21 protein-coding genes are annotated in these 22,525 nt (G+C 63.8%); 15 read left to right on the top strand and 6 right to left on the bottom strand.

All coding sequences use genetic code 11. The features are described from left to right. Nucleotides 1-21 precede the first annotated feature (21 nt). Nucleotides 22-969, top strand: a complete 948-nt coding sequence (locus tag BKY26_RS07415; protein WP_071689764.1) for a 1-phosphofructokinase family hexose kinase — start codon at nt 22-24, stop codon at nt 967-969. A gap of 86 nt (nt 970-1,055) precedes the next feature. Here the strand turns inward: BKY26_RS07415 and mepK are convergent, their stop codons facing one another. After that, a complete protein-coding gene (mepK, locus tag BKY26_RS07420; protein WP_071689765.1) occupies nt 1,056-1,616 on the bottom strand; it encodes a peptidoglycan L,D-endopeptidase MepK in 561 nt (186 codons plus the stop codon). A gap of 368 nt (nt 1,617-1,984) precedes the next feature. On the opposite strand from mepK, the gene BKY26_RS07425 reads away from it, so the two are divergent. From BKY26_RS07425 to BKY26_RS07440, 4 genes are read left to right on the top strand one after another with little or no spacing between them, the layout of a single operon-like run. Beyond that, nucleotides 1,985-3,565, top strand: a complete 1,581-nt coding sequence (locus tag BKY26_RS07425) for a L,D-transpeptidase family protein (protein WP_071689766.1) — start codon at nt 1,985-1,987, stop codon at nt 3,563-3,565. 35 nt (nt 3,566-3,600) lie between these two features. Continuing rightward, the gene (gene lpxD / locus BKY26_RS07430) at nt 3,601-4,689 is read left to right on the top strand and encodes a UDP-3-O-(3-hydroxymyristoyl)glucosamine N-acyltransferase (protein WP_071689767.1); all 1,089 of its coding nucleotides are present in this window, start codon (nt 3,601-3,603) and stop codon (nt 4,687-4,689) included. Between the two features lie 36 nt (nt 4,690-4,725). After that, a complete protein-coding gene (locus tag BKY26_RS07435) occupies nt 4,726-4,986 on the top strand; it encodes an acyl carrier protein (protein ID WP_071689768.1) in 261 nt (86 codons plus the stop codon). Then, the gene (locus BKY26_RS07440) at nt 4,983-6,194 is read left to right on the top strand and encodes a beta-ketoacyl-[acyl-carrier-protein] synthase family protein (RefSeq protein WP_071689769.1); all 1,212 of its coding nucleotides are present in this window, start codon (nt 4,983-4,985) and stop codon (nt 6,192-6,194) included. The genes BKY26_RS07435 and BKY26_RS07440 overlap by 4 nt, the downstream gene beginning before the upstream one ends. A gap of 75 nt (nt 6,195-6,269) precedes the next feature. Here BKY26_RS07440 and BKY26_RS07445 read toward each other — a convergent pair whose 3' ends face one another. Then, a complete protein-coding gene (locus BKY26_RS07445) occupies nt 6,270-6,926 on the bottom strand; it encodes an invasion associated locus B family protein (protein WP_071689770.1) in 657 nt (218 codons plus the stop codon). A gap of 476 nt (nt 6,927-7,402) precedes the next feature. Between BKY26_RS07445 and BKY26_RS07450 the strand changes: the two genes are divergently transcribed. The 4 genes from BKY26_RS07450 (at nt 7,403) to BKY26_RS07465 (ending at nt 12,546) form a co-directional block, all read left to right on the top strand. Continuing rightward, nucleotides 7,403-8,992: a helicase HerA-like domain-containing protein gene (locus tag BKY26_RS07450; protein ID WP_071689771.1), complete on the top strand. Its 1,590-nt coding sequence runs from the start codon at nt 7,403-7,405 to the stop codon at nt 8,990-8,992. 266 nt (nt 8,993-9,258) lie between these two features. Next, complete coding sequence (locus BKY26_RS07455) at nt 9,259-11,232, top strand: heme lyase CcmF/NrfE family subunit (protein ID WP_071689772.1); 1,974 nt, start codon at nt 9,259-9,261, stop codon at nt 11,230-11,232. Next, nucleotides 11,229-11,690, top strand: a complete 462-nt coding sequence (locus BKY26_RS07460; RefSeq protein ID WP_071689773.1) for a cytochrome c-type biogenesis protein — start codon at nt 11,229-11,231, stop codon at nt 11,688-11,690. Before BKY26_RS07455 ends, BKY26_RS07460 begins: the two co-directional genes overlap by 4 nt. A gap of 79 nt (nt 11,691-11,769) precedes the next feature. Next, a complete protein-coding gene (locus BKY26_RS07465) occupies nt 11,770-12,546 on the top strand; it encodes an enoyl-CoA hydratase-related protein (RefSeq protein ID WP_071689774.1) in 777 nt (258 codons plus the stop codon). Nucleotides 12,547-12,635: 89 nt separating this feature from the next. Here the strand turns inward: BKY26_RS07465 and BKY26_RS07470 are convergent, their stop codons facing one another. From BKY26_RS07470 to ccmI, 3 genes are read right to left on the bottom strand one after another with little or no spacing between them, the layout of a single operon-like run. After that, nucleotides 12,636-12,872 carry a DUF1289 domain-containing protein gene (locus BKY26_RS07470; RefSeq protein WP_071689775.1) on the bottom strand — a complete coding sequence of 79 codons (237 nt, stop codon included), beginning with the start codon at nt 12,870-12,872 and terminating at the stop codon, nt 12,636-12,638. After that, nucleotides 12,869-13,348, bottom strand: coding sequence for a Holliday junction resolvase RuvX (gene ruvX / locus BKY26_RS07475; protein ID WP_071689776.1), 480 nt, complete (start codon nt 13,346-13,348; stop codon nt 12,869-12,871). The genes BKY26_RS07470 and ruvX overlap by 4 nt, the downstream gene beginning before the upstream one ends. Next, nucleotides 13,345-14,625 carry a c-type cytochrome biogenesis protein CcmI gene (ccmI, locus tag BKY26_RS07480; RefSeq protein ID WP_071689777.1) on the bottom strand — a complete coding sequence of 427 codons (1,281 nt, stop codon included), beginning with the start codon at nt 14,623-14,625 and terminating at the stop codon, nt 13,345-13,347. Before ccmI ends, ruvX begins: the two co-directional genes overlap by 4 nt. 191 nt (nt 14,626-14,816) lie before the next feature. Here ccmI and BKY26_RS07485 point away from each other — a divergent pair, with 191 nt between their 5' ends. The 6 genes from BKY26_RS07485 to rarD all read left to right on the top strand — a co-directional run bounded on the left by BKY26_RS07485 (nt 14,817) and on the right by rarD (nt 21,958). Next, nucleotides 14,817-16,061 (top strand): sarcosine oxidase subunit beta family protein, encoded by a 1,245-nt coding sequence (locus BKY26_RS07485; protein ID WP_071689778.1) that lies wholly within the window; start codon nt 14,817-14,819, stop codon nt 16,059-16,061. A 112-nt stretch (nt 16,062-16,173) separates the two neighbouring features. Continuing rightward, nucleotides 16,174-16,497, top strand: coding sequence for a sarcosine oxidase subunit delta (locus BKY26_RS07490; protein WP_071689779.1), 324 nt, complete (start codon nt 16,174-16,176; stop codon nt 16,495-16,497). Next, nucleotides 16,494-19,505 (top strand): sarcosine oxidase subunit alpha family protein, encoded by a 3,012-nt coding sequence (locus tag BKY26_RS07495; RefSeq protein ID WP_071689780.1) that lies wholly within the window; start codon nt 16,494-16,496, stop codon nt 19,503-19,505. The genes BKY26_RS07490 and BKY26_RS07495 overlap by 4 nt, the downstream gene beginning before the upstream one ends. After that, nucleotides 19,498-20,061, top strand: a complete 564-nt coding sequence (locus BKY26_RS07500) for a sarcosine oxidase subunit gamma (protein WP_071689781.1) — start codon at nt 19,498-19,500, stop codon at nt 20,059-20,061. The genes BKY26_RS07495 and BKY26_RS07500 overlap by 8 nt, the downstream gene beginning before the upstream one ends. A 265-nt stretch (nt 20,062-20,326) precedes the next feature. After that, a complete protein-coding gene (locus tag BKY26_RS07505; RefSeq protein WP_071689782.1) occupies nt 20,327-20,932 on the top strand; it encodes a superoxide dismutase in 606 nt (201 codons plus the stop codon). A gap of 147 nt (nt 20,933-21,079) precedes the next feature. After that, nucleotides 21,080-21,958 (top strand): EamA family transporter RarD, encoded by an 879-nt coding sequence (rarD, locus tag BKY26_RS07510; protein WP_071689820.1) that lies wholly within the window; start codon nt 21,080-21,082, stop codon nt 21,956-21,958. On the opposite strand, the gene BKY26_RS07515 is transcribed toward rarD, so the two are convergent. Continuing rightward, complete coding sequence (locus tag BKY26_RS07515; protein ID WP_071689783.1) at nt 21,924-22,475, bottom strand: LOG family protein; 552 nt, start codon at nt 22,473-22,475, stop codon at nt 21,924-21,926. The genes rarD and BKY26_RS07515 overlap by 35 nt on opposite strands. Nucleotides 22,476-22,525: the final 50 nt, after the last annotated feature.

Raw genomic sequence — 22,525 nt, forward strand, 5'->3', positions numbered from 1 at the left:
GCCCTTACGGACCTTTTTGGAATGACCCCAGTTCTGACCATCACCCTGAACCCGGCCGTGGACCTCGATACCTCCACCGCCGAGGTGCGCCCCGGCCCCAAGCTGCGCTGCTCCACGCCGAGGCTCGATCCCGGCGGAGGCGGCCTCAACGTCTCGCGCGCCATGGCGGAACTGGGAGGCGAAAGCCTGGCGCTGGTGGCGGCGGGCGGTGGCATGGGCGTGGTTCTGGCCAAGCTGCTGGCGGGCACCGGTCTGCCGGTTCGCATCATCGAAGCCCCGGGTGAAACCCGCCAGAGCGTTGCGGTGATCGAAGACGGGACCGGCAAGCAGTTCCGGTTCATCTTTCCGGGACCGGAATGGTCCGAGAATGATATCGCGAAAGCCGAGTCCGAGATCGCCGAGGTCATTCCCGAGGGCGGGCTGGTGGTGTTGTCCGGCAGCCACCCGCCGGGATTTCCCGACGATTACCCCGCCCGTCTGGTGGCGATGTGTTCAAAGCTTAATGCCCGGCTGATCCTTGACACCTCCGGCGCCGCGCTTCGGGCATTGCAGGCGGGGCGCATCGCGGGTCTGGACGTGCTGAGGCTGGATCATGAAGAGGCGCAGGAGCTTGCGGCGCGGGCCTTGCCGACCGCGCAGGACAGCGCCGATTTCGCGCAAACGCTTGTGCGGGGCGGGGTGGCGCGGGTCGTGGTGCTGGCGCGTGGGGCGGATGGTTCCATCCTCGCGACGGATCGGGACCGCTGGCTGTCCCATGCCGCCGATGTGCCGGTGCGCTCCAAGACCGGCGCGGGCGACAGTTTCGTAGCGGGCTTCACGCTGGCCCTGTCCCAGAGTGCGGCTTTACCGGACTGTCTGCAACGGGGCATGGCGGCGGCAAGTGCCGCGGTGATGACGGAAGCGACGCGTCTTTGCGAACGCTCTGATGCGGAACGGCTGATCGCGGAATGTCCGGTGGAGCGGATCTGACAAGAAAAAACCGGCCCTGATGGCCGGCTCTTTCCTGTCCCTCAGGATCGTATGGCCACCCCTTGGGCGACGTGGCCGCAAACCTGTCAGCCGCCCCAGGAGCGGACCGGGCCGCAATCCATATGGGTGAAATTGGAGCCGGAATAGCGCCCGACGCCGCCTGCGGAACAGGATTCCGCCGCAGCGGCAACTTGCCGGACGGAGCGTCCCTCGATCCGCAGGTCGGCAGCCTGTCCCTGCATGTGCAGCGAATTGCGCGCGACGCCGGAAGACCGGGCACGCAGCATGGCATTGGTGGAGGGCGACCGATACCCGGACAACAGCAGATAGGGTTGGCCAGTTTCCAGCAAGTTGTGGGATGCGGCCATGATGTCCAGCGTGCGCGGGTCGATATCATGGGCTTCGTCAACGCGCCAGTCGCGCATGAAATAGGAGATTTCTTCGACCGCAGGCCGGATATAGTCGCCATCAATCCAGTAAACCATGTCGAGGGTTTCACCGGTCCGCGCGGAATACATGCGCAGCTTGCGATAGTCGCCGCCGCCACGAAGGATCCCGAAAGCGTTTGCCGCATAGGGGGCGGCAGCAACCGTGGTGGCCGCGAATACCCCAAGCAGCGACCGCCGCGTCATCGTCGGATTCGTCATAAGATTTGCCCCGTCCTTCTGCCCGTTCCGTCCAGTGTCACTTTTCCGTGACTTGTTACATGTCCATCCCCAGCTGTGCGTTTTATGACACAATTGAAACTTTCTTGAAAGTCTCAAGTCGGGGCGTCCCACCAGTATGGTGGCCTGTCGGCAGAAATCCGCCAAAAAGGCGTTGATTCCGGGGATATTGGCCGATTCTTCGGCAGGCGTTGCACCGTGGGCACGTCGTATTTTTCAAGTAACTATCAGGAACATCTTTCGAAATTGTGAATGGACTCTGCCTTGTCGGACAGGTCATCTAGACTTCACACACACGTGATCCGCGCGCAATCAGGTGACCCATGACAAAAAAGCCTTTTCTTCCGTCCATGCTGCCAATTCTGGCGGCCATCCTTTCGATCTCGCTGCTGGTTCCTGCCCCCGCTTCGGCGCTGGTCACGGCCTTCCGTCAGGCCATTGCCGAGGGTGTGGCCGAGCACGAGGACATGGCCGAATTCTACCGTGAACGGGCATTCGAGCCGATCTGGACCCGCACCGAGGATGCGGCGCGGCGCAATGCGCTGCTGATGGCACTGGAAGGGGCCGCCAATCACGGGCTGCCCGCTGGCCGCTACGACCCGGACGCCCTGCGCGCTGCCTTCATGGATGCAGACAACCCCTACAGCCGGGGTCAGGCAGAGATCATGGCGTCCGCCATGTTCCTGCGCTACGCCCATGACGTGCAGTCGGGCATTCTCGATCCCGGCGAGGTCGTGCGCGAGATCCATCGCGACCTGCCGCGCCGCGACCCGACGGACCTGTTGCAATCCCTCGTCGATGCCGACCCCTACGAGGTGATGCGCGCCCTGCCGCCCGCGCACCCTGAATACCTGCGCCTTCAGCGCGAATTGCTGCGCCTGACCCGCATGGCCAACGAAGGCGGATGGGGGGCGTCCGTCAATGGCGGTCGTCTGGAACTGGGCGACCGTGGTCAATCCGTGGTGCAATTGCGCGACCGGCTGATCCGCATGGGCTATATGGAACGCTCGGCCACCGCCGTGTTCGATGCGGACATGGAGGCCGCCGTTCAGCGCTTCCAGTCCGCGCATGGGCTGCTGGCAGACGGCGTTGCGGGGTCTTCGACCATCGAAGAGGTCAATATCGGGCTCGATACCCGCCTGCGTCAGGTCATTCTGGCGATGGAACGCCAGCGCTGGTTGAACTGGGAAGACCCGGAGCGCGGCAGCCGTCACGTTCTGGTGAACATCCCCGACTACCACGCCTATGTGATCGACAATGAAGAGGTCACCTTCGAGACCCGCGTCGTGGTGGGCGCGACCCCGTCGAACCGCGTGACGCCCGAGTTTTCCGACACCATGGAGCATATGGTGATCAACCCGAGCTGGTATGTGCCGCGCTCGATCACCATCGGGGAATACCTGCCGCAGATGCAGGCCAACCCCGCCGCTGCCGGTCATTTGGAGCTGCTGCAAGGCGGCCGTCAGGTCAGCCGGGCGGGCATTGACTTCAGCCAGTACACCGCCTCGACCTTCCCCTTCGACCTGCGTCAGGGACCGGGGCCGGGCAATGCGCTTGGGCGGGTGAAGTTCATGTTCCCGAACCGTCACAACATCTATCTGCACGATACGCCGTCGCGGAACCTCTTCGCCCGCGAAACCCGCGCCTACAGCCATGGCTGCGTCCGGGTTCATCGTCCGCTGGAACTGGCCTATCACCTGCTGGCCCGTCAGGAATCGCAGCCGCAAAGCTATTTCGACCGCATCCTGCATTCCGGTCAGGAAACGCAGGTTGATCTGGTTCAGCAGATCCCGGTGCATATCGTCTACTGGACGGCCTTCGTGACGCCAGAGGGCGAGCTGAACTTCCGCCGCGACATCTATGGGCGGGACCGTGCCCTGTGGAATGCGATGGAACAGGCCGGGGTGGAACTCCCGATCGTGGCCAGCTAAAGCTTTCGCAGCAACCCTCGCTGCGGAGCACGATCATGGCGCTGACCATTGGAAAGATTGCCGAGGCTCTTGGGGCCTCGGCTTTCGGCAATCTGGACCTGGAGATTGACGGCCTGTCGGAACCGGCCCTTGCTGGCCCCCGGCAGCTCGCCCTTGCCATGTCGCCTGCCTATGCGGAGGGTCTGGCAGACGGGCAGGCGAAGGCTGCGGTGTTGGGGCCGGACATGGATTGGCAGGCCTACGCACTGGAGGCCGCCATCGTGGTGCCGCGCCCGCGATATGCGCTGGCCGGTCTGACCGCCGCGCTGGATCCGGGGCCCGAGATTGCGCCCGGCATTCATCCGATGGCTGTGATCCACGAAAGCGCCACCATCGGCATCGGTGCGGCCATCGGCCCGTTCGTCATGATCGGACGCGGCGCGGTGATCGGCGCGCGGGCCCGTATCGCCAGTCATGTCTCTGTCGCGGAACTGGCCCATATTGGCGACGATGCGTTGCTGATGCAGGGGGTGCGTGTGGGCAGCCGGGTCCATATCGGGGATCGCTTCATCGCCCATCCGGGTGCGGTGATCGGTGGTGACGGCATGTCCTTCGTGACACCGGAGAAATCCACCGTGGAACAGGTGCGCGAGTCCATGGGCCAGGCCCAGGCCGTGGATCAAAGCTGGACCCGCATTCATTCACTCGGGTCCGTTCGCGTCGGCAATGACGTCGAGATCGGCTGCAATGCCTGTATCGACAAGGGCACCATCCGGGATACGCAGATCGGGGATGGCTGCAAGTTCGACAACCTCGTTCATGTCGCGCATAACGTACAGGTCGGGCGCGATTGCCTCTTTGCCGCGCAGACCGGGGTGGCGGGATCGACCACCATTGGGGACCGGGCCGTTTTCGGCGGCCAGGTCGGTGTGGCCGACAATCTGACCGTTGGCAGCGACGTGATCGCTGGCGGGGCCACCAAGATCCTGTCCAATGTGCCCGCAGGCCGCGCGGTTCTGGGCTATCCTGCGGTCAAGATGGAAACGCATGTGGAAAGCTACAAGGCGCTGCGTCGCCTGCCGCGTCTGGCCAAGACTGTCGCGGAGTTGCAGAAAGCCGTTTCAAAACTCTCGGGCAATGACTAAGTCAGCCGCAGGCGCGGTAGCAGGGATTACGAAGCCATGACGGACGTTGCAGAAAAGGTCATCGGGATCATCGCTGAGCAGGCGGTTCTCGATGTCGAGGACGTAAAGCCCGAGGCAACATTGGAGGATCTGGGGATCGATTCCCTCGGCCTCGTGGAAAGCATTTTCGCCATCGAGGAAGCCTTCGATATTCAGGTGCCCTTCAATGCCAACGAACCCGATGCGGGCGATTTCGACATTTCCAGCGTAGCGGCGATCATCAAGGCGGTTGAGGGCCTCGTGGCCGACGCGGCATGAAACGGGTTGTCATTACCGGGCAGGGCACGATCAACGCCCTCGGGGCCAATGTGGCTGCCACCAAGGAAGCCATGCGCGAGGGCCGCTGCGGCATCGGCGAGCTGGAAATGCGCGACCTTGACCGGCTGTCAGTTCGGATCGGCGGCCAGATCAAGGATTACGATCCAGAGGCGCTGTTCAACCGCCAGCAGATCTCGCTTTATGACCGGTTCACTCAGTTCACCCTGATTTCCGCGCGCGAGGCCATTGCGCAATCCGGGCTGGTCTTCAGCGGCGAGCTTGCGGCGCGGTCCGGCGTGGTTCTGGGCACCTCGGGTGGGGGGATGCAGACGCTCGACGAGAATTACCGCTCGGTCTACGAGGACGGCAAGAACCGGGTGCATCCTTTCGTGGTGCCCAAGCTGATGAACAACGCCGCCGCCAGCCATGTAAGCATGGAGTTCAACCTCAAGGGCCCCAGTTTCACCGTCGCCACCGCCTGCGCCTCGTCCAATCACGCGATGGGGCAGGCCTTCAACATGATCCGGTGGGGCATGGCCCCGGTAATGATCACCGGCGGGTCGGAATCGATGCTGTGTTTCGGCGGCGTGAAGGCGTGGGAGGGCCTGCGAGTCATGTCGCGCGATGCCTGTCGGCCGTTCAGCGCCAATCGCAACGGCATGGTGCAGGGCGAGGGCGCGGCGGTCTTCGTCTTCGAGGAGTATGAGCACGCGAAGGCGCGCGGGGCCGAGATACTGGCCGAGGTGGTGGGTTTCGCCATGACCTCGGACGCCGCCGATATCGTGATGCCGTCGAAACAGGGCGCGGCGCGGGCCATTTCCGGCGCGCTGCGCGACGCGCGGCTGAACCCCGAGGACGTGTGCTACATCAACGCCCACGGCACCGGCACGGCGGCCAATGACAAGGTGGAATGCGCGGCGGTGGCCGATGTGTTCGGGCATCACGCCGATGAGTTGATGATCTCCTCCACCAAGTCCATGCATGGCCACCTGATCGGCGGCACTGGCGCGGTGGAGCTGCTGGCCTGCATCATGGCGCTGACCGACGGGGTGATCGCGCCGACGATCAATTACGAGGAACCGGACCCGGAATGTGCGCTGGACGTGGTGCCGAACGTGGCGCGCGAGGCAGAGGTCGGCGCGGTCCTGTCCAACGCCTTCGCTTTCGGCGGTCTCAACGCGGTTCTGGCGCTGCGCAAGGCGATCTGAGCCGACATCCAATAGGGAAAGGCCCGCCACGGATCTGTCCGGGCGGGCCTTTGTCTTGTGGTCGGACAGGTCCGGTTACTCGGTCGCGGCACCGTCTTCCTCTGCAGCAGCTGCTGCTGCGGCGGCCTGCAACTGGGCGATCACCTCTTCATTATAGGCTTCCAGCGCCTCGAATCCGGCGGTGAAGCCGGACAGCGAGAGTGTCAACGGAACGACCTGATCGGGCGCCTGAAGCGGCACGATGGCAATCCGCGCTTCGCTTCCGGCGCGGAATGCCTGTACATCGGCACCGGTCAGGCCAAGGCGGACATAACAGCCGATCGGCTGGCAGAAGCTGAACGGATAGACCCGCGCCTGACCGCTATCCACGGCCATGCGCAACTGGCCTGTCAGAAGCGTGTCCAGAGGCGTCACGATGGTGGCCCCTGCCATCAGTTCCCCTTCGTCGGGAACATCGAACAGGTTGAACTCTGCGACGGAGTTGCCCTGTGCATCCACCAGAAGCTGGTAAAGCTGGCAGGGATCGGGTTGCCCCTCTGGCGAAACGATGCAGCGCATGTCCCAGTCACCGAAGGTTTCGCGGCTATAGGCAGAGCCGACCTCGGGCTGGCCAAGCGACAGACCAGCCTGTTCTGCGGCCGAAGGGGTGTCGGAATCGGTGGCTTCCTGCGCGGCCAGGGGGAAGGCAAGGCCAGCGGCCAGAAGTGCTGCGGTCAGGGAAAGGGTTTTCATCAAAGCGCCTCGTCTGTCTTCGTGTGAACAGGGTGTTTGGCAAATGGCTAGCACGCGGGCGGGGCGCTGTCAGGGGCAATTTTCCGCCAAGCGCCGGTTTCCGCCAATTGCCACGCAGGTTTCCGGCACGGGCGGCGGCCAAACAAAAAGGGCCCAACAACGGGGCCCTTTTCAGTATCTTTTTTCTCTCCCTGTCGGACTGGCCGACTTTCTGGCCCGAACGCTAGGACAGGTGCGCGCGGTCGTCAACAGGGTAATTTACGTTTTTGGTCCGTTTTTCGGACCATTTCGGGAACACCGCCACCGACGCGGAAAAAACCGCGCCGGGGAAAGCCGGCGCGGCCAGTCAACAGGGAGGAAAACCATGGCCTCGGGGTCAACCGGCGGCAAACTTGCCGGGGCCATGATGAGGAGACTGGCACAGGATGGTTAAGATTGTATTGTGCGGGGCGAAGAATTTAAGACAGGGGCAGATCATGTCGGACAGCATTTTCATTGGCGGCGGTGGTGAAGACTACGGGGTGGCGCAGCACATGCTGCTTAAATACGCCAACCGGCACGGGCTGATCGCGGGGGCAACCGGAACCGGCAAGACCGTGACATTGCAGATTCTGGCTGAAAGCTTCTCCGCCAATGGCGTGCCGGTCTTCCTGTCCGACGTGAAGGGCGATCTGTCGGGACTTGGCGCGGCAGGCAGCGAAAGCTTCAAACTGCATGACGCCTTCATGGACCGCGCGGGCCGGATCGGGTTTGCCGACTACGCCTATCGCGCCTTCCCGGTGACCTTCTGGGATCTCTATGGCGAGGCCGGTCATCCGGTGCGCACGACGATTTCGGAAATGGGGCCGCTGCTGATCTCACGCCTTCTGGAACTGTCCGAGGCGCAGGAGGGTATTCTGAACATCGCCTTCCGGGTTGCTGACGAACAGGGGCTGGCGCTCTTGGACCTCAAGGACCTGCAATCGCTGCTGGTCTGGGTAGGCGAGAATCGCAAGACGCTCAGTTTGCGCTACGGCAATGTCTCCACCGCCTCGATCGGCGCCATCCAGCGGCGGCTTCTGGTGCTGGAGGGGCAGGGGGGCGACAAGCTCTTTGGCGAACCGGCGCTGGACCTCGCCGATATCATGAAAACGGACGCGGACGGGCTGGGGCGGATCAATATCCTGGCAGCTGACAAGCTGATGGGGTCACCACGGCTTTATGCGACTTTCCTGTTGTGGCTGCTGTCGGAACTGTTCGAGGAACTGCCCGAGGTGGGCGACCCCGACAAGCCGAAACTCGTCTTCTTCTTCGACGAGGCGCATCTGCTGTTCGACGACGCGCCCAAGGCGCTGGTCGACAAGGTGGAACAGGTGGCGCGGCTGATCCGGTCCAAGGGCGTCGGCGTCTATTTCATCACCCAGAACCCGGCCGACGTGCCTGAGGATGTGCTGGGACAGCTTGGCAACCGGGTCCAACACGCGCTGCGCGCCTATACCGCGAAGGACCGCCGCGATCTGCGGCAGGCCGCCGAGAATTATCGCGACAACCCGGCTTTCGATATCGAAGACGCGATCCGGGAAGTGGGCGTGGGTGAGGCCGTGACCTCGATGCTGGAGCGCAAGGGCATCCCCGGCATGGCGGAACGCACGCTCATTCGCCCGCCCTCGTCGCAACTGGGGCCGATGGCCGATGCGATGCGCGCAGGCCTGATCGCGACCTCACCCATTGCCGGGAAATACGAGGCCCAGGTGGATCGGGAAAGCGCCTTCGAGATCCTGCAGGCGCGCGCCGAAGCCGCTGCGCGGGAGGCGGAAGAGGCGGAGGCGGTCGAGGAAGAGACCGAGAGCGTGGCAGAGCGCGAATACCGCGCCGGACGGCGCTATTCCGGCAATCGCGTGGGCCGGTCCAGTTCGCGGGTGTCCCGACAGGCGCCTGCCGAGGAACAACCGCGCCGCCGGTCGTCTTCGAGGCGCAGCGATTCGGTCGGCACGGCCTTCGCCAAGAGCTTTGCCCGGCAACTGGGCACCCAATCGGGCCGTGCGGTGGTGCGGGGCATTCTGGGGGGGCTCTTTCGCGGGAGATAAGCGGTTTCGCCGCCTGCCGGCGTCGACCCGGGAACGGCCCGGCTCGACCCCCGCTTGCGCGGGGGCACTCACCCGTGCCGTGTTGCCACGGAGATGTGGCGGGGATCGGGCTTGACCTGATGCGGAGACGCCGGTTGCCGCGTCGGAAGCCTCCGGCGGAGGTATTTGGGCCAAGATGAAGGGGCAGTGCGGCAGGCGGTCACGGAGGCGTGTGTGGCGGACGGTTGGGCTTGGCGGTCGGGCATGGCTGCTCTAGGTTGACAGGCATGATCGTAGAGCTTGGACATTTCACCCTCATTCTCGCCTTTGCCGTCTCGATCTTCCAGACGGTGGTGCCCCTTGTCGGGGCCCATAAGGGCTGGCCCGAATGGATGGCCGCCGCTGCCCCCGCCGCGAGCGCGCAATTCCTTCTGACGGCCGTCAGCTTCGGCGCGCTGACCTTTGCATTCGTGACCTCCGATTTCTCGGTGGCGCTGGTAACCGCGAATTCACATACGCTGAAGCCACTGCTCTACAAGATCACCGGGGTCTGGGGAAATCATGAGGGCTCGCTGCTGCTTTGGGTGTTGATCCTGACCCTGTTCGGGGCCATGGCCGCGTGGTTCGGGGGCAACCTGCCGCCGCGTCTGCGCGCGCGGGTTCTGGGGGTGCAAAGCAGCATCGGCGTGGCCTTCTTCGCCTTTATCCTGTTTACCTCGAACCCGTTCCTGCGGCTGGAAAGCCCGCCGATGAATGGGGGCGATCTGAACCCGCTCTTGCAGGATCCCGGCCTGGCCTTTCATCCGCCCTTTCTCTACCTGGGCTATGTGGGCCTCAGCATGGCGTTTTCCTTTGCGGTCGCCGCCCTGCTGGAGGGCCGTGTGGATGCCGCCTGGGGCCGGTGGGTGCGGCCCTGGACATTGGCCGCCTGGCTGTTCCTGACCATCGGCATCGGGCTTGGGTCCTGGTGGGCCTATTACGAGCTTGGCTGGGGTGGCTTCTGGTTCTGGGATCCCGTTGAAAACGCCAGCTTCATGCCCTGGCTGATCTCGGCGGCCTTGCTGCATTCGGCTATCGTGGTGGAAAAGCGCGAGGCGCTGAAAAGCTGGACGATCCTTCTGGCGATCCTGGCCTTCGGCTTCTCGCTCATTGGCACCTTCATCGTGCGCTCGGGCGTTATCACCTCTGTTCATGCCTTTGCAAATGACCCGGAGCGCGGCGTGTTCATTCTGTTCATCCTGGCGTTCTTCATGGGCGGGGCTTTCCTGCTATTTGCCCTGCGGGCAGGCGCGATGGAGGCCAAGGGCGTGTTCGGTCTTGTCAGTCGCGAAAGCGCACTTGTGCTGAACAATGTGCTTCTGGCTGTGTCCTGTTTCGTTGTCTTCATTGGAACGATCTGGCCGCTTCTGTCCGAGATGTTCTTTGACCGGACCCTGTCGGTCGGGCCGCCCTTTTTCAACGCGGCCTTCTCGCCCTTTGTCTTCGTTCTGGCCGTGGCGCTGCCGATCGGCTCGGTGATGCCGTGGAAACGGGCCAGTATCGGACGGGCCATGCGTCAGCAGATGCCGGCGGCCGTGCTGGCCTTGGCGGGCGGGTTGCTGGCCTATGCCGTCTTTACCGGGCATTCGGCCATCGGACCGGTGTTCATCGCGCTGGCGGTCTGGCTGGTGGCCGGGGCGGTCGTCGACCTGTTCACCCGTACCGGGCGCGGGGCGCTTGGGGCGCGTCTGTCCCGCCTGACCCGGCTGCCGCGGGCGGATTGGGGCAAGGCGGTGGCGCATGCGGGCTTTGGGCTGACACTGTTTGGCGTCGCCGCCCTGACCACCTATGAATCGGAGGACATCCGTATTGCCCGGCTCGGCGAAGCCTTCGACGTCGGCCCCTACGAGATCACCCTGGCCGCCGTGAGAGAGCATGAGGGGCCGAACTATATCGCCCTGATGGGAACCGTCGAAGTGGCACGGGACGGAGACGTGGTGTCCACCCTGCATCCCGAGCGGCGCTTCTATCCGGTGGCGGGCATGCCCACGACCGAGGCGGCCATCGACAATGGCGTGTCCCGCGATGTCTATGTCGTTCTTGGCGAACCGCAGCAGGGGGGCTTCGCCCTGCGCACCTATATCAAGCCCTGGGCAAACTGGATCTGGGGCGGGTCGATCATCATGGCGCTTGGCGGGCTGCTGTCCCTGTCAGACCGGCGATACCGGGTTGCGGCCGGAGCACGCCGTCAGGCCGAACCGAAGGGAGTGCCCGCGGAATGAAGCGGCTCTTGCTGATACTGTGCCTGTTGGCCTCCCCGCTTTGGGCGGTCGAACCGGATGAAATGCTGGCCGATCCGGTCCTTGAGGAACGGGCAAGGGACATCTCGGCCGGGCTGCGCTGCGTGGTCTGTCGCAACGAATCGATCGACGAAAGCAATGCGGACCTGGCGCGGGATCTGCGGCTCTTGGTGCGCGAACGGCTGGTCGAGGGCGACAGCGATGACGAGGTTGTGGACTATATCGTCGAGCGCTATGGCGAATACGTTCTGCTCAGGCCGACGCTGACCGGGTCTAACCTGGTATTGTGGCTGGCGGGGCCGGGCATGGCGCTGATCGGTCTGGGGCTGGCCTTCGGATATCTTCGCAGCCAGTCACGGCGGAAAGCCGAGGGAGAGGCCGCTCCGACCGGGCTCTCTGATGCGGAGCAGGCGCGGCTGCGGCAGATCATGGAAGACTGACGCCGCGTTGCCCTTCCGGTCGGGCGGCTTGGCCCTTATCTGTCAGGGCGATTGCGCAAGACCGAGGGAATGCACGGCCATGGACTACCAGACACTTACCAGCGATTTGCACGACGGCGTTGCTGTCATTACCCTGCGGCGTCCGGATGTGATGAACTCCTTCAACACCCAGATGCGGGCCGAGCTGTGCCACGCGGTTCAGATGGCGGGACAAGCAGCGCGCGTGGGCGTTATCACGGGGGAGGGGCGTGCCTTTTCCGCCGGGCAGGATCTGGGCGATACCGGCAATCTCAACGATCTGAACCTCGAAAAACTTCTGCGCGATGAATATTCCCCGATCCTGCGCGCCATTGCAGAGGTGCCGATTCCGATCATCGCGGCGGTGAACGGGGTCGCGGCGGGCGCGGGGGCCAATATCGCGCTGGCCTGTGACGTGGTGATCGCGGCGGAAAGCGCATCCTTCATGCAGGCGTTTTCCAAGATCGGGCTGATCCCCGACGCGGGCGGCACCTATACGCTGCCGCGCAAGGTTGGCTTTGCCAAGGCCATGGGGTTGGCGCTCTTTGCCGAAAAGCTCTCTGCACGCGAGGCCGATGAGATGGGGCTGATCTGGGAAGCGGTGGACGATGCCAGCTTCGAGGCGCATTGGCGGGCTCGCGCGCAGCATCTGGCAAGCGGCCCGACACAGGCCTTTTCCCGGATCAAACAGGCGATGCGGGACAGTCTTGGCAACGATCTTGAGGACCAGCTGATGCTGGAGGCCCGGCTGCAAGGTCAGGCCGGCAAGTCCCGCGATTTCAAGGAAGGGGTTCTGGCGTTTCTGGAAAAGCGACCGGCGCATTTCGAGGGACGGTAATCACCGGGCGCGGGGAAGGCTTTTGCAAAAGCCTTTCAAGGATCTTGCAAGATCCTTCCACCGTCCGGTTCGGACGTATTGAACGATTGTCAGAGGCCGCGCTTCAGTCGGGCCGAGCGACCGCCCCGTCGCTTCTGGATCAGGTTTTGGCGCCCCGGCAGCTCCGCCATGATGCGGCGGCGATCCTCGGGCGACATGCGGCTCCAGGCCCCGATTTCGTCGATGGAGCGCAGGCAGCCGGTGCACAGCCGCGCCTCGGGATGCACCACGCAGATCTTCACGCAGGGGCTTTCGATCTCGTCGCGTTTCCAGACCTGATCCGTCATCCATCGGCACCTTTCAAATGGGCCAGCCTGTCCAGCACCCCTTGCAGGATAAACCCGGCGGCAACATGGTCGATCACCTCTGCGCGACGTTTTCGGGACGTATCCGCCTCCAACAGTGCCCGTTCGGCGGCCACGGTGGACAGGCGTTCATCCCAGAAAGAGATGGGCATATCCACCAGCCGGTCCAGATTGCGGGCAAAGGCGCGGGTGGCCTGGGCGCGCGGCCCCTCTGTGCCATCCATGTTCATTGGCAAGCCAAGTACAAGACCGCCAACAGACCGATGCGACAGGATCTTCTGCAAGGCCGCAGCATCCTGGGTGAATTTCACCCTGCGGATGGTTTCCAGCGGCGTCGAGACGCTGAGGAACGGGTCGGATACGGCCACGCCGATGGTCTTGGTGCCAAGATCGAGCCCGGCAAGGGCGCGCATGGGCGGCAGGGCGGCGGCAAACGCCGCAACATCTTCGAAGATCACTCGTCAGGCTCCCGCAGGGGGGCGTCGTCCGGCAAGGGCGTATCGCCGGCTGCATCAAGCGGCGCACCCGCTGCACGGATGATTTCAAGCGCCGCATCGGACCGTGCAAAGGCGGACAGGGCCTCCTGGTAGATCGGCCGCGCCCGGTCCGGTTGCCCCAGCACGATATAGGCAGAGATCAGCCGCGCCCATTCCTCTGGCGTGCCGCCCTCGTTGGCCAGTCGTTCCGAAAGGCCCGCAACCATGCTCTCGATCATCGCCTGACGATCCGCTGCCGACATCGCGCCTGCGGCCTCGATGTCCTCGGCAGTTGGGCCAGGCTGGTTGGGCAGGGGCGGCTGCGGCAGTTGTTCGACCGAGATGTCATCGCCCGCCATGGCCGCGACAATCTCGATCTGTTCACGAATGGCGGTCAGCCAGGGTGCGTCGGGCTCGCTGTCGGCCAAGAGGTTACGCCAGATCGGATAGCCCAGATCGGGGCGGCCCTGTTGGGCATACATCAGCCCGACGTAATAGCGCGCGGCACCGTTCATGCGATCTTCCTGCAGGACGCTGTTCAGCAGCGCCTCGGCCTCCGGCGAGACATAGCCACCGGCGGCCATGAACATCATCTCGGCCAGGTCCAGCCGATGCTGCGCCGTGGCCTCGTCCCCCAAGACCTCGATCAGGTGCGCCTGTGCCGTTCGGGCCGCGACATAGTTGCCAACGCGCGCCTCCTCGAAGGCCAGTAGGCGCAGCCCCTCCGGTTCATCGGGATGGTCCTGCATGGTTTCACGCAGTTCCGCCACCAGTTCGGCGCGGCGCGGGTCCGGGTCTTCGCGAGTCTGGCTGGGGGCGCCCGCCTCTGCCTCCGCTTGGGTCGGTCGTTCGGCGCGGGCCTGTTCGACGAGGGATATTCGCGTCTCGATCGGCAGGTCCGGGTAGCCCGGCGCACCGATGATGTTATAGAGCCAGAAGGCCCCCGCAATCACCACGGCAACGCCTGCCACGACGGCAATACGCTGCGGACGCCCGGCATGTGCCTCCGCTGTCTGGGCCTGCAACGCGCGGTCGGCCTCCAGCACCCGGCGGGCGACCTCTGTGCGGGTGCGTTCGGCCTCGTCCTCGGTCAGAACCCCACGCGCCAGGTCCTTGTCGATCTCGCGCAACTGGTCACGATAAATCTGCAGATCATAGGCCGCCGCCGGATCGGCTGCGTCACGAGACCGCCACGCGGCCATGACCAGCGCCGCGCCGATCAGCAAAGACAGAAGCCCTGCCAGCATCCAGAAACCCATGATCCCTCCGCGCTTAACCTTCTGGACACATCTATACACCGCAAGGCCGTATCAAAAGCCCCAAACCGGCCCGAAAAGCGACATCCCCCTGCGCGCCTTGTCGCATTTTCCTTGCGAAATGCCGCCGGGGGGTGGACCGGATCGGGCGCAATCCAGCATGTAGTTCGGGCACGCAGCCGTCGGGGATTACCATGCGCCGTTATTCCGCCTTTGCCATCGCCCGCGAAGCCGCCCGCTACCATCAGGGATGGGAACGGGCCTGGGCCTCGCCTGAGCCAAAAAAGTCCTACGATGCGATCATCGTGGGGGCGGGGGGGCACGGGCTCGCCACCGCCTTCTACCTGGGCAAGAACTTCGGGATCACCAATGTGGCGGTGATCGAAAAGGGCTGGCTCGGCGGCGGCAATACGGGCCGCAACACCACCATCATCCGCTCGAACTACCTGCAGGACGCCTCGGCCGCGATCTATGAAAAGGCGCGTGGTCTGTATGAGACGATGAGCCAGGACCTGAACTACAACGTCATGTTCAGCCCCCGCGGCGTCATCATGCTGGCCCAGACCCATCACGAGGTGCGCGGCTATCAGCGCACGGCGCACGCGAACGCGCTGCAGGGGGTGAAGACCGAGTTCATCTCGCCGCAGCGGGTCAAGGAAATCGTGCCGATCATCAATCTCGACGGGCCGCGCTACCCGGTTCTGGGCGGGCTCTGGCAGGCGCGCGGCGGTACCGCCCGGCATGACGCCGTGGCCTGGGGCTACGCGCGGGCCTGTTCCGACATGGGCATGGACATCATCCAGAAAACCGAAGTGACAGGTGTGCGCAAGGAAAACGGCGCAGTCGTGGGCGTTGAGACCTCGCGCGGCTTCATCGGCACCAAGAAACTGGGCATCGTCGTGGCGGGCCATTCCGGCGTGCTGGCCGATATGGCGGGCTTCCGGCTGCCCATTGAATCCGTGGCGCTGCAGGCGCTGGTGTCCGAACCCATCAAGCCCTGCATGGATTGCGTCGTGATGGCCAACACCGTGCATGGCTATATGAGCCAGTCGGACAAGGGCGAGATGGTCATTGGCGGCGGTGCCGACGGCTACAACAACTACACGCAGCGCGGGTCGTTCCACCATATCGAGGAAACCGTGCGCGCCCTCGTGGAAACCTTCCCGATGATCAGCCGCCTCAAGCAGCTGCGCCAGTGGGGCGGGATCGTGGACATGACCGGCGACCGTTCACCCATCCTGTCGAAAACCCCGGTGGAGGGCGTCTTCATCAACTGCGGATGGGGCACCGGCGGCTTCAAGGCGATCCCGGGCTCAGGCTGGGGCTTTGCTGAACTGATGGCGCGCGGCTACTCGCCGCTGACCGCCGAGTTTGGCCTCAACCGTTTCAAGGAAGGCCGCTTCATCGACGAGAGCGTCGCGGCCGGGGTGGCGCACTGATGGTCGGCAGGAAGAATTTTCTGGAAAATTCTTCGGGTCGAAAATTCTTCCAGAAGAATTTTCCTGCGCCCGGATCGGAAACCGAAGTAATCTACAAGGGGAAGAGCGAGACATGCTGATCCTGGAATGCCCCTGCTGCGGCGTGATGGCCGATGAAACCGAGCTTGCCCCCGGTGGCGAGGCGCATCTCAAGCGCTACGGCCCCGGCTCCTCGGACGAGGATTTCGAGGGCTACCTCTTCCACCGCGTGAACCCCAAGGGCGTGCATTTTGAACGCTGGCGGCACGCGAATGGCTGCGGCAAGTGGTTCCTCGCGGCCCGCTGCACGAACACGCTGGAGGTCTTTGCCACCTATTCGGCCCAGACCCCGGAACCGCCCCAACACGTCATTGACGCCATCCGCGCCAAGCGCCCCGACTGGAGCATTGAGGCATGAGCACCCGTCTGTCTTCCGGCGGTCGCCTGATCGACCGCAGCGCCGCCCGCGACTTCACCTTCAACGGCAAGCGCCTGACCGGTTACGCCGGTGATACGCTGGCCTCGGCGCTTTTGGCCAATGGTCAGACGCTGATGGGCCGGTCGTTCAAATATCACCGTCCGCGCGGCGTCGTCGCCTCGGGCGCGGAAGAACCCAATGCGCTGATGGGCATCGGCAAGGGATCGCGGTTCGAGCCGAACCAGCGCGCCACCACAACCGAGCTTTTCGACGGGCTGGAAGCGGAAAGCCAGAACCACTGGCCGAGCCTGGAATTCGATGTGGGTGCCGTGAATAACAGCCTCTACAAGTTTTTCCCGGCGGGGTTCTACTACAAGACCTTCATGTTCCCGCGCCCGGCATGGAAGCATCTGTTTGAACCCATTGTCCGCCACTCCGCCGGACTGGGCAAAGCCCCCAAGGACCGCGACGCGGATCGGTACGAGCATTTCTATGCCTTCGTCGATGTGATGATCGTGGGCGGTGGCATTGCAGGGCTACAAGCGGCACTGACCGCAGGTGCCACCGGCGCACGGGTTCTGCTGGTGGAACAAACCGCCCATTGGGGGGGACGTGCCCCCGTGGACGGGGTCGAGATCGACGGCCAGCCTGCTGATCAATGGATCAAGAACGCCCTGCAAACCCTCGAAGGCATGGACAATGTCCGGGTGCGCAGCCGTACCATGGCCTCTGGCGTTTATGACCACGGCTATGTTCTGGCCTATGAACGTCTGACCGACCATGCGCCGGAGATGGATGGCCCGCGCCACCGCCTGTGGCGCATCCGTGCCAAGCAGGTCATCACCGCAACCGGCGCGCTGGAACGGCCCCTGTCTTTCGCAGGCAACGACATTCCGGGCGTCATGCTGGCCTCTGCCGTGCGCGATTATGTGGTGAACTGGGGGGTCAGCCCCGGCGACCGTACCGTTGTGGTGACCAACAACGACGACGCCTATCGCACCGCGCTGGCGCTGCACGGGGCCGGTCTGGCCGTGCCCGCCATCGTGGACGCCCGCGCCACCGTGACCGGCGACCTGGCGGAAGCCGCCCGTGCCGCTGGCATCCGGGTGCTGACCGGCACCGGCATCGCCTCTGTAAAGGGCAAGAAAGCCGTGACCGGTGTAACCCTTTGTGCCCAAGCTGGCGAGGGCGCGGTGACCGAGGAGATTGCCTGCGAGGCGGTCGCCATGTCCGGCGGCTGGTCACCGGTGGTGCATCTGTGGTCTCATTGCGGTGGCAAGCTGACCTGGGACGCGGAACAGGCCTGTTTCCGCCCCGACCATGACCGCGCGCCCACCAGCCATGACGGCAAGCCCTTCGTGACGGCCGCCGGGGCCGCTGATGGTGTGCTTGGCTCTGCCGATGCGCTGGCCTCCGGCAGCAATGCGGCGGTTGCCGTGGCCCAGGCCCTTGGCCTTTCCGCCACCGCCTCCGCACCGTCCGCCAACGATCCGCATGAAACCCCGTTGGAGCCTGTCTGGATCATGCCGCAGGGCGCAGGCCCCGCCAAGCGCATGAAGATGTGGCTCGACTATCAGAACGACGTGAAGGTCTCGGACGTGCGGCTTGCTGCGCAGGAAGGCTATGAAAGCGTTGAACATACCAAGCGCTACACCACGCTCGGCATGGCGACGGATCAGGGGAAGCTCAGCAATATCAACGGTCTGGCGACCCTTGCCTCGGCGCTGAACGATGAGATCCCGAATGTGGGCACCACCACGTTCCGCCCGCCCTATACCCCCATTTCCATGGGGGCCATCGCGGGCGAGGCGCGTGGGGACGTGTTCCAGCCGCTGCGCCGCACGCCGATGCATGCCTGGCACGAGGAACAGGGCGCTTATATGGAGCCCGTGGGCCATTGGCGCCGGCCCTACTGCTACCCGAAAGCTGGCGAAACCCACGAACAAGCGGTCCACCGCGAGGTTCTGGCGACCCGCAACAGCCTTGGCCTGCTCGATGCCTCGACCCTTGGCAAGATCATCGTCAAGGGCCCCGATGCGGGCCGCTTCATGGACATGCTCTACACCAACATGATGAGCACCCTGAAGCCCGGCAAATGCCGCTATGGCCTGATGTGCAACGAAAACGGCTTCCTGATGGATGACGGCGTCGTGGCGCGGATCGACGAAGATACCTTCCTTGTCCACACCACCTCGGGCGGGGCGGAGCATACTCACGCCCATATGGAAGACTGGCTGCAATGCGAATGGTGGGACTGGAAGGTCCATACCGTCAACGTGACCGAGCAATATGCGCAGGTCGCCGTTGTCGGACCCAATGCGCGGAAACTGCTGGAAAAACTGGGCACGGATATGGACCTATCGGCCGAGGCGCTGCCCTTCATGGGGTGGGCTGAGGGCAAGATCGGCGGCTTCAACACCCGCGTCTTCCGTATCTCCTTCTCGGGCGAGCTCAGCTTCGAGATTGCCGTTCCCGCCAGCCAGGGCCGCGCCTTCTGGGACGCGCTGCATGCGGCAGGTGCGGAATGGAACGCCACCGCGTACGGCACCGAGGCGCTTCACATCATGCGGGCCGAGAAGGGCTTCATCATGATCGGCGATGAAACCGATGGCACCGTGATCCCGCAGGATCTGGGGCTTGGATGGGCGATCTCGAAGAAGAAAGAAGACTACCTGGGCAAACGCGCGCAGGAACGCAGCCATATGACCGATCCGACCCGCTGGAAACTGGTGGGGCTGGAAACGGTGGATGGCTCGGTCATTCCCGATGGCTCCTACGCCGTGGCCTCTGGCACCAATGCCAATGGGCAGGGCAATACCCAGGGCCGGATCACCTCGACCTATCATTCGCCCACTCTGGGCAAGGGCATCGCCATGGGGCTGGTTCTGAACGGGCCGGACCGGATGGGCGAAGTGATCGAGTTCAACAAGGTGGATGGCACCACGGTGCCCGCGAAAATCGTGAACCCGGTGTTCTACGACCCGGACGGGGAGAAGCAGAATGTCTGAAGTGAGCGCATTGATGGGCGCGGTGGCCGAAGGCCGGACCCGTGTTGAAGAGGCGGGGCTTGCCGGGATGATCACCCTGCGCGGGGATCTTGCCAGCGCCAAGCTGATTGCCGCCGTGACCGGCCTTGCGGGCGTCGAGATGCCCGGCCAGCGGGAGATCAAAGCGGGCGATGACAAGGCGGTGGCCTGGATGTCGCGTGACGAGCTGTTGATCATGGTGCCCCATGAGGAGGCGGAGGCCGCCGTCGCTATGCTGTCCACCGCTCTGGCGGGCGAGCATGCGACCGTCGCCAATGTCTCGGATGCGCGCGCTCTGTTCCGGGTGGACGGGCCCCATGCGCGGGAAGCGATTGCCAAACTGGCACCTGCCGATCTGCATCCCGACAGCTTTGGTCCCGGTGAAATGCGCCGCACCCGCATGGCGCAGGTGCCTGCGGCGATCTGGCAAAGCGGGGACGACCAGTTTTCGGTCATCTGTTTCCGGTCCGTGGCGCAGTACGTGTTCGACCTGCTGGCGCTGTCTGCCAAGGACGGCTCGGAAGTCGGATATTTCTGAGCCTGACGGTTGGGTTGGGGAAGCGGTTTCGAAACCGCTTTGTCACGCGCATTCGAATGCGCGTTGAAAAGGGCCTTCGAAGGCCCTTTCTTCATGGCGCTTCGAAGCGCCATCCCGCCCATCGGCAAGGGGAGAGCGCATCGGTCGGGACCGGTCACCTGCATTTGCGCAGGTGAAAAACCTGACCGAAACGCTTGACCAACCGGGGCTTGGGCCTCAGGTAGAGGGTATCTGACTTCCCACGCGAACAAGAGGGGCCCTTACAATGGCTTTTGAACTTCCCGACCTACCCTACGCTCATGACGCGCTGGCCGATCTCGGCATGTCCGCCGAGACGCTGGAATACCACCACGACCTGCACCACAAGGCCTATGTCGACAACGGCAACAAGCTGATTGCCGGGACCGAGTGGGAAAACAAGTCGATGGAAGAGATCATCACCGGCACCTACAACGCCTCTGCCGTTGCGCAGAACGGTATCTTCAACAACATCAGCCAGCTGTGGAACCACAACCAGTTCTGGGAAATGATGGGCCCCGGCGAAAGTGCCATGCCGGGCGAGTTGGAAGCGGCCCTGACCGAGAACTTCGGCTCGGTCGACGAGTTCAAGTCGCAGTTTGCCGCCGCGGGCGCGGGCCAGTTCGGCTCTGGCTGGTGCTGGCTGGTGAAGAACGCCGACGGCTCGCTGGCCGTGACCAAGACCGAGAACGGTGTGAACCCGCTCTGCTTCGGCCAGACTGCACTGCTTGGCTGTGACGTGTGGGAACATTCCTACTACATCGACTTCCGCAACAAGCGCCCGGCCTACCTCGACAACTTCCTGAACAAGCTGGTGAACTGGGAAAACGTCGCGGCACGCCTCGCCGGCTGATCGGCCTTCTGGACAATCAGACACATGCGAACCCGCCGGTGATCTTCACCGGCGGGTTTTTCCGTGCTGACAAGAATACCGGTGCTGCTTGACCATATTCGGCCCTCGTGAAAGGGGTAGGATAAGATCGACGGGGACAGAATGGCCATGACCGAGATGCAAAAGGGTATCCTGGCCCTGATTCTGGCCTGTGCCATCTGGGGGCTGGCGCCGATCTTCTACAGGGAGCTGTCTCATGTCGCGCCGTCAGAGGTGTTGGTCCATCGTACCGTCTGGTCCTTTGTCAGCTTTGGCCTTGTCCTGGCCCTTCAAGGCCGATTCGGCGAGATCCGGACCGGGTTTGGCGACAAGCGACAGTTGGGGATTTCCTGTTTTTCATCGCTGACCATCTCGCTCAACTGGTTCATCTTCATTTTTGCCATTGGCGCGGGCCGGGCGCTGGAGGCGTCCATCGGCTACTACATCTACCCGCTGGTCGCGGTGGTGATCGGGCTTGTAGTGCTACGCGAGAGACTGAGCCGCGCTCAGGGGGTGGCGGTCGGGCTTGCCACGCTGGCGGTGCTGGTCCTGACGGCCGGGCTTGGCGTCACGCCGTGGATCAGCCTCGTTCTGGCGGTCAGCTTTGCCACCTACGGGCTGCTCAAACGCTGGATCGACGCAGGCCCGGTGGTGTCGGTGACGCTGGAAACCCTGCTGCTGACGCCCTTTGCCCTGGCGTTTCTGGCAATCTGGGGGCAGGGCGCGTTTTTCTGGGGCTGGTGGGAGGCGCTGCTGCTGATCCTCTGCGGCCCCGTCACGGCGGTGCCGCTCATTCTGTTTTCCTACGCGGCCAAGCGCGTGCCGATGTCGTCCATGGGGCTCATTCAGTACCTGAACCCGACGCTGCAATTCCTCGTGGCCTGGCTGGTCCTGCTGGAGCCGGTCTCCCACTGGCACGCCATTGCCCTGCCGATGATCTGGCTGGCGCTGGCGCTATACAGCTGGTCGGTGCTCAGCCCTTCTGCGCGCGGTAGAGCCCGGACATGAGCGCGGGCACGTCATCCACGATCTGAAAGAAGTCCAGCAGGCTGGAATCGGCAAAGCCCTGGCCGACGATATGGGTCAGAAGATCGCTTAGCTTTTCCCAGTAACCTGCGGAGTTCAGAAGGAAAATCGGCTTTGAATGCAGGCCGAGCTGGCGCCATGTCAGCACTTCGAAGAACTCGTCCAGCGATCCGGCACCGCCCGGCAGCACCACGATGGCATCGGCATTCATCACCATGACTTTCTTGCGCTCATGCATGGTTTCGGTGACGATGAACGTATCCAGATCGCGCTTGCCGACCTCCATGTTCAGCAGGTGCTCTGGAATCACCCCGAACGTGCCGCCACCCGCCGCCATGGCCGCCCGCGCGACGATGCCCATCAGCCCCACATCGCCCGCACCGTAGACGAGCCGCATGCCACCCTCGGCCAGCGCCGTTCCAAGCGCTTCGGCATCCTCGGCATAGCGCGGCGAGGAACCGGCACGAGAGCCACAGTAGACACAAACGGAATAGGACATGGGTGAACCTGACTTGATGGTGTTTTGACCCGTGATAGACCTGTTGCTAA

The organism is Nioella sediminis, assembly GCF_001879695.1.
GTDB lineage: Bacteria > Pseudomonadota > Alphaproteobacteria > Rhodobacterales > Rhodobacteraceae > Nioella > Nioella sediminis.

Excerpts from the sequence above, each read along its gene's own strand:
- BKY26_RS07495 (WP_071689780.1), top strand. The coding sequence starts at position 16,494 with ATGAGCACCCGTCTGTCTTCCGGCGGTCGCCTGATCGACCGCAGCGCC.
- BKY26_RS07470 (WP_071689775.1), bottom strand. The coding sequence starts at position 12,872 with ATGACGGATCAGGTCTGGAAACGCGACGAGATCGAAAGCCCCTGCGTG.
- BKY26_RS07490 (WP_071689779.1), top strand. The coding sequence starts at position 16,174 with ATGCTGATCCTGGAATGCCCCTGCTGCGGCGTGATGGCCGATGAAACC.
- BKY26_RS07460 (WP_071689773.1), top strand. The coding sequence starts at position 11,229 with ATGAAGCGGCTCTTGCTGATACTGTGCCTGTTGGCCTCCCCGCTTTGG.
- BKY26_RS07515 (WP_071689783.1), bottom strand. The coding sequence starts at position 22,475 with ATGTCCTATTCCGTTTGTGTCTACTGTGGCTCTCGTGCCGGTTCCTCG.
- BKY26_RS07465 (WP_071689774.1), top strand. The coding sequence starts at position 11,770 with ATGGACTACCAGACACTTACCAGCGATTTGCACGACGGCGTTGCTGTC.
- BKY26_RS07435 (WP_071689768.1), top strand. The coding sequence starts at position 4,726 with ATGACGGACGTTGCAGAAAAGGTCATCGGGATCATCGCTGAGCAGGCG.
- BKY26_RS07425 (WP_071689766.1), top strand. The coding sequence starts at position 1,985 with ATGCTGCCAATTCTGGCGGCCATCCTTTCGATCTCGCTGCTGGTTCCT.
- BKY26_RS07440 (WP_071689769.1), top strand. The coding sequence starts at position 4,983 with ATGAAACGGGTTGTCATTACCGGGCAGGGCACGATCAACGCCCTCGGG.
- rarD (WP_071689820.1), top strand. The coding sequence starts at position 21,080 with ATGACCGAGATGCAAAAGGGTATCCTGGCCCTGATTCTGGCCTGTGCC.
- BKY26_RS07415 (WP_071689764.1), top strand. The coding sequence starts at position 22 with ATGACCCCAGTTCTGACCATCACCCTGAACCCGGCCGTGGACCTCGAT.
- lpxD (WP_071689767.1), top strand. The coding sequence starts at position 3,601 with ATGGCGCTGACCATTGGAAAGATTGCCGAGGCTCTTGGGGCCTCGGCT.
- ccmI (WP_071689777.1), bottom strand. The coding sequence starts at position 14,625 with ATGGGTTTCTGGATGCTGGCAGGGCTTCTGTCTTTGCTGATCGGCGCG.
- BKY26_RS07450 (WP_071689771.1), top strand. The coding sequence starts at position 7,403 with ATGTCGGACAGCATTTTCATTGGCGGCGGTGGTGAAGACTACGGGGTG.
- BKY26_RS07505 (WP_071689782.1), top strand. The coding sequence starts at position 20,327 with ATGGCTTTTGAACTTCCCGACCTACCCTACGCTCATGACGCGCTGGCC.
- BKY26_RS07500 (WP_071689781.1), top strand. The coding sequence starts at position 19,498 with ATGTCTGAAGTGAGCGCATTGATGGGCGCGGTGGCCGAAGGCCGGACC.
- BKY26_RS07455 (WP_071689772.1), top strand. The coding sequence starts at position 9,259 with ATGATCGTAGAGCTTGGACATTTCACCCTCATTCTCGCCTTTGCCGTC.
- BKY26_RS07485 (WP_071689778.1), top strand. The coding sequence starts at position 14,817 with ATGCGCCGTTATTCCGCCTTTGCCATCGCCCGCGAAGCCGCCCGCTAC.
- BKY26_RS07445 (WP_071689770.1), bottom strand. The coding sequence starts at position 6,926 with ATGAAAACCCTTTCCCTGACCGCAGCACTTCTGGCCGCTGGCCTTGCC.
- mepK (WP_071689765.1), bottom strand. The coding sequence starts at position 1,616 with ATGACGAATCCGACGATGACGCGGCGGTCGCTGCTTGGGGTATTCGCG.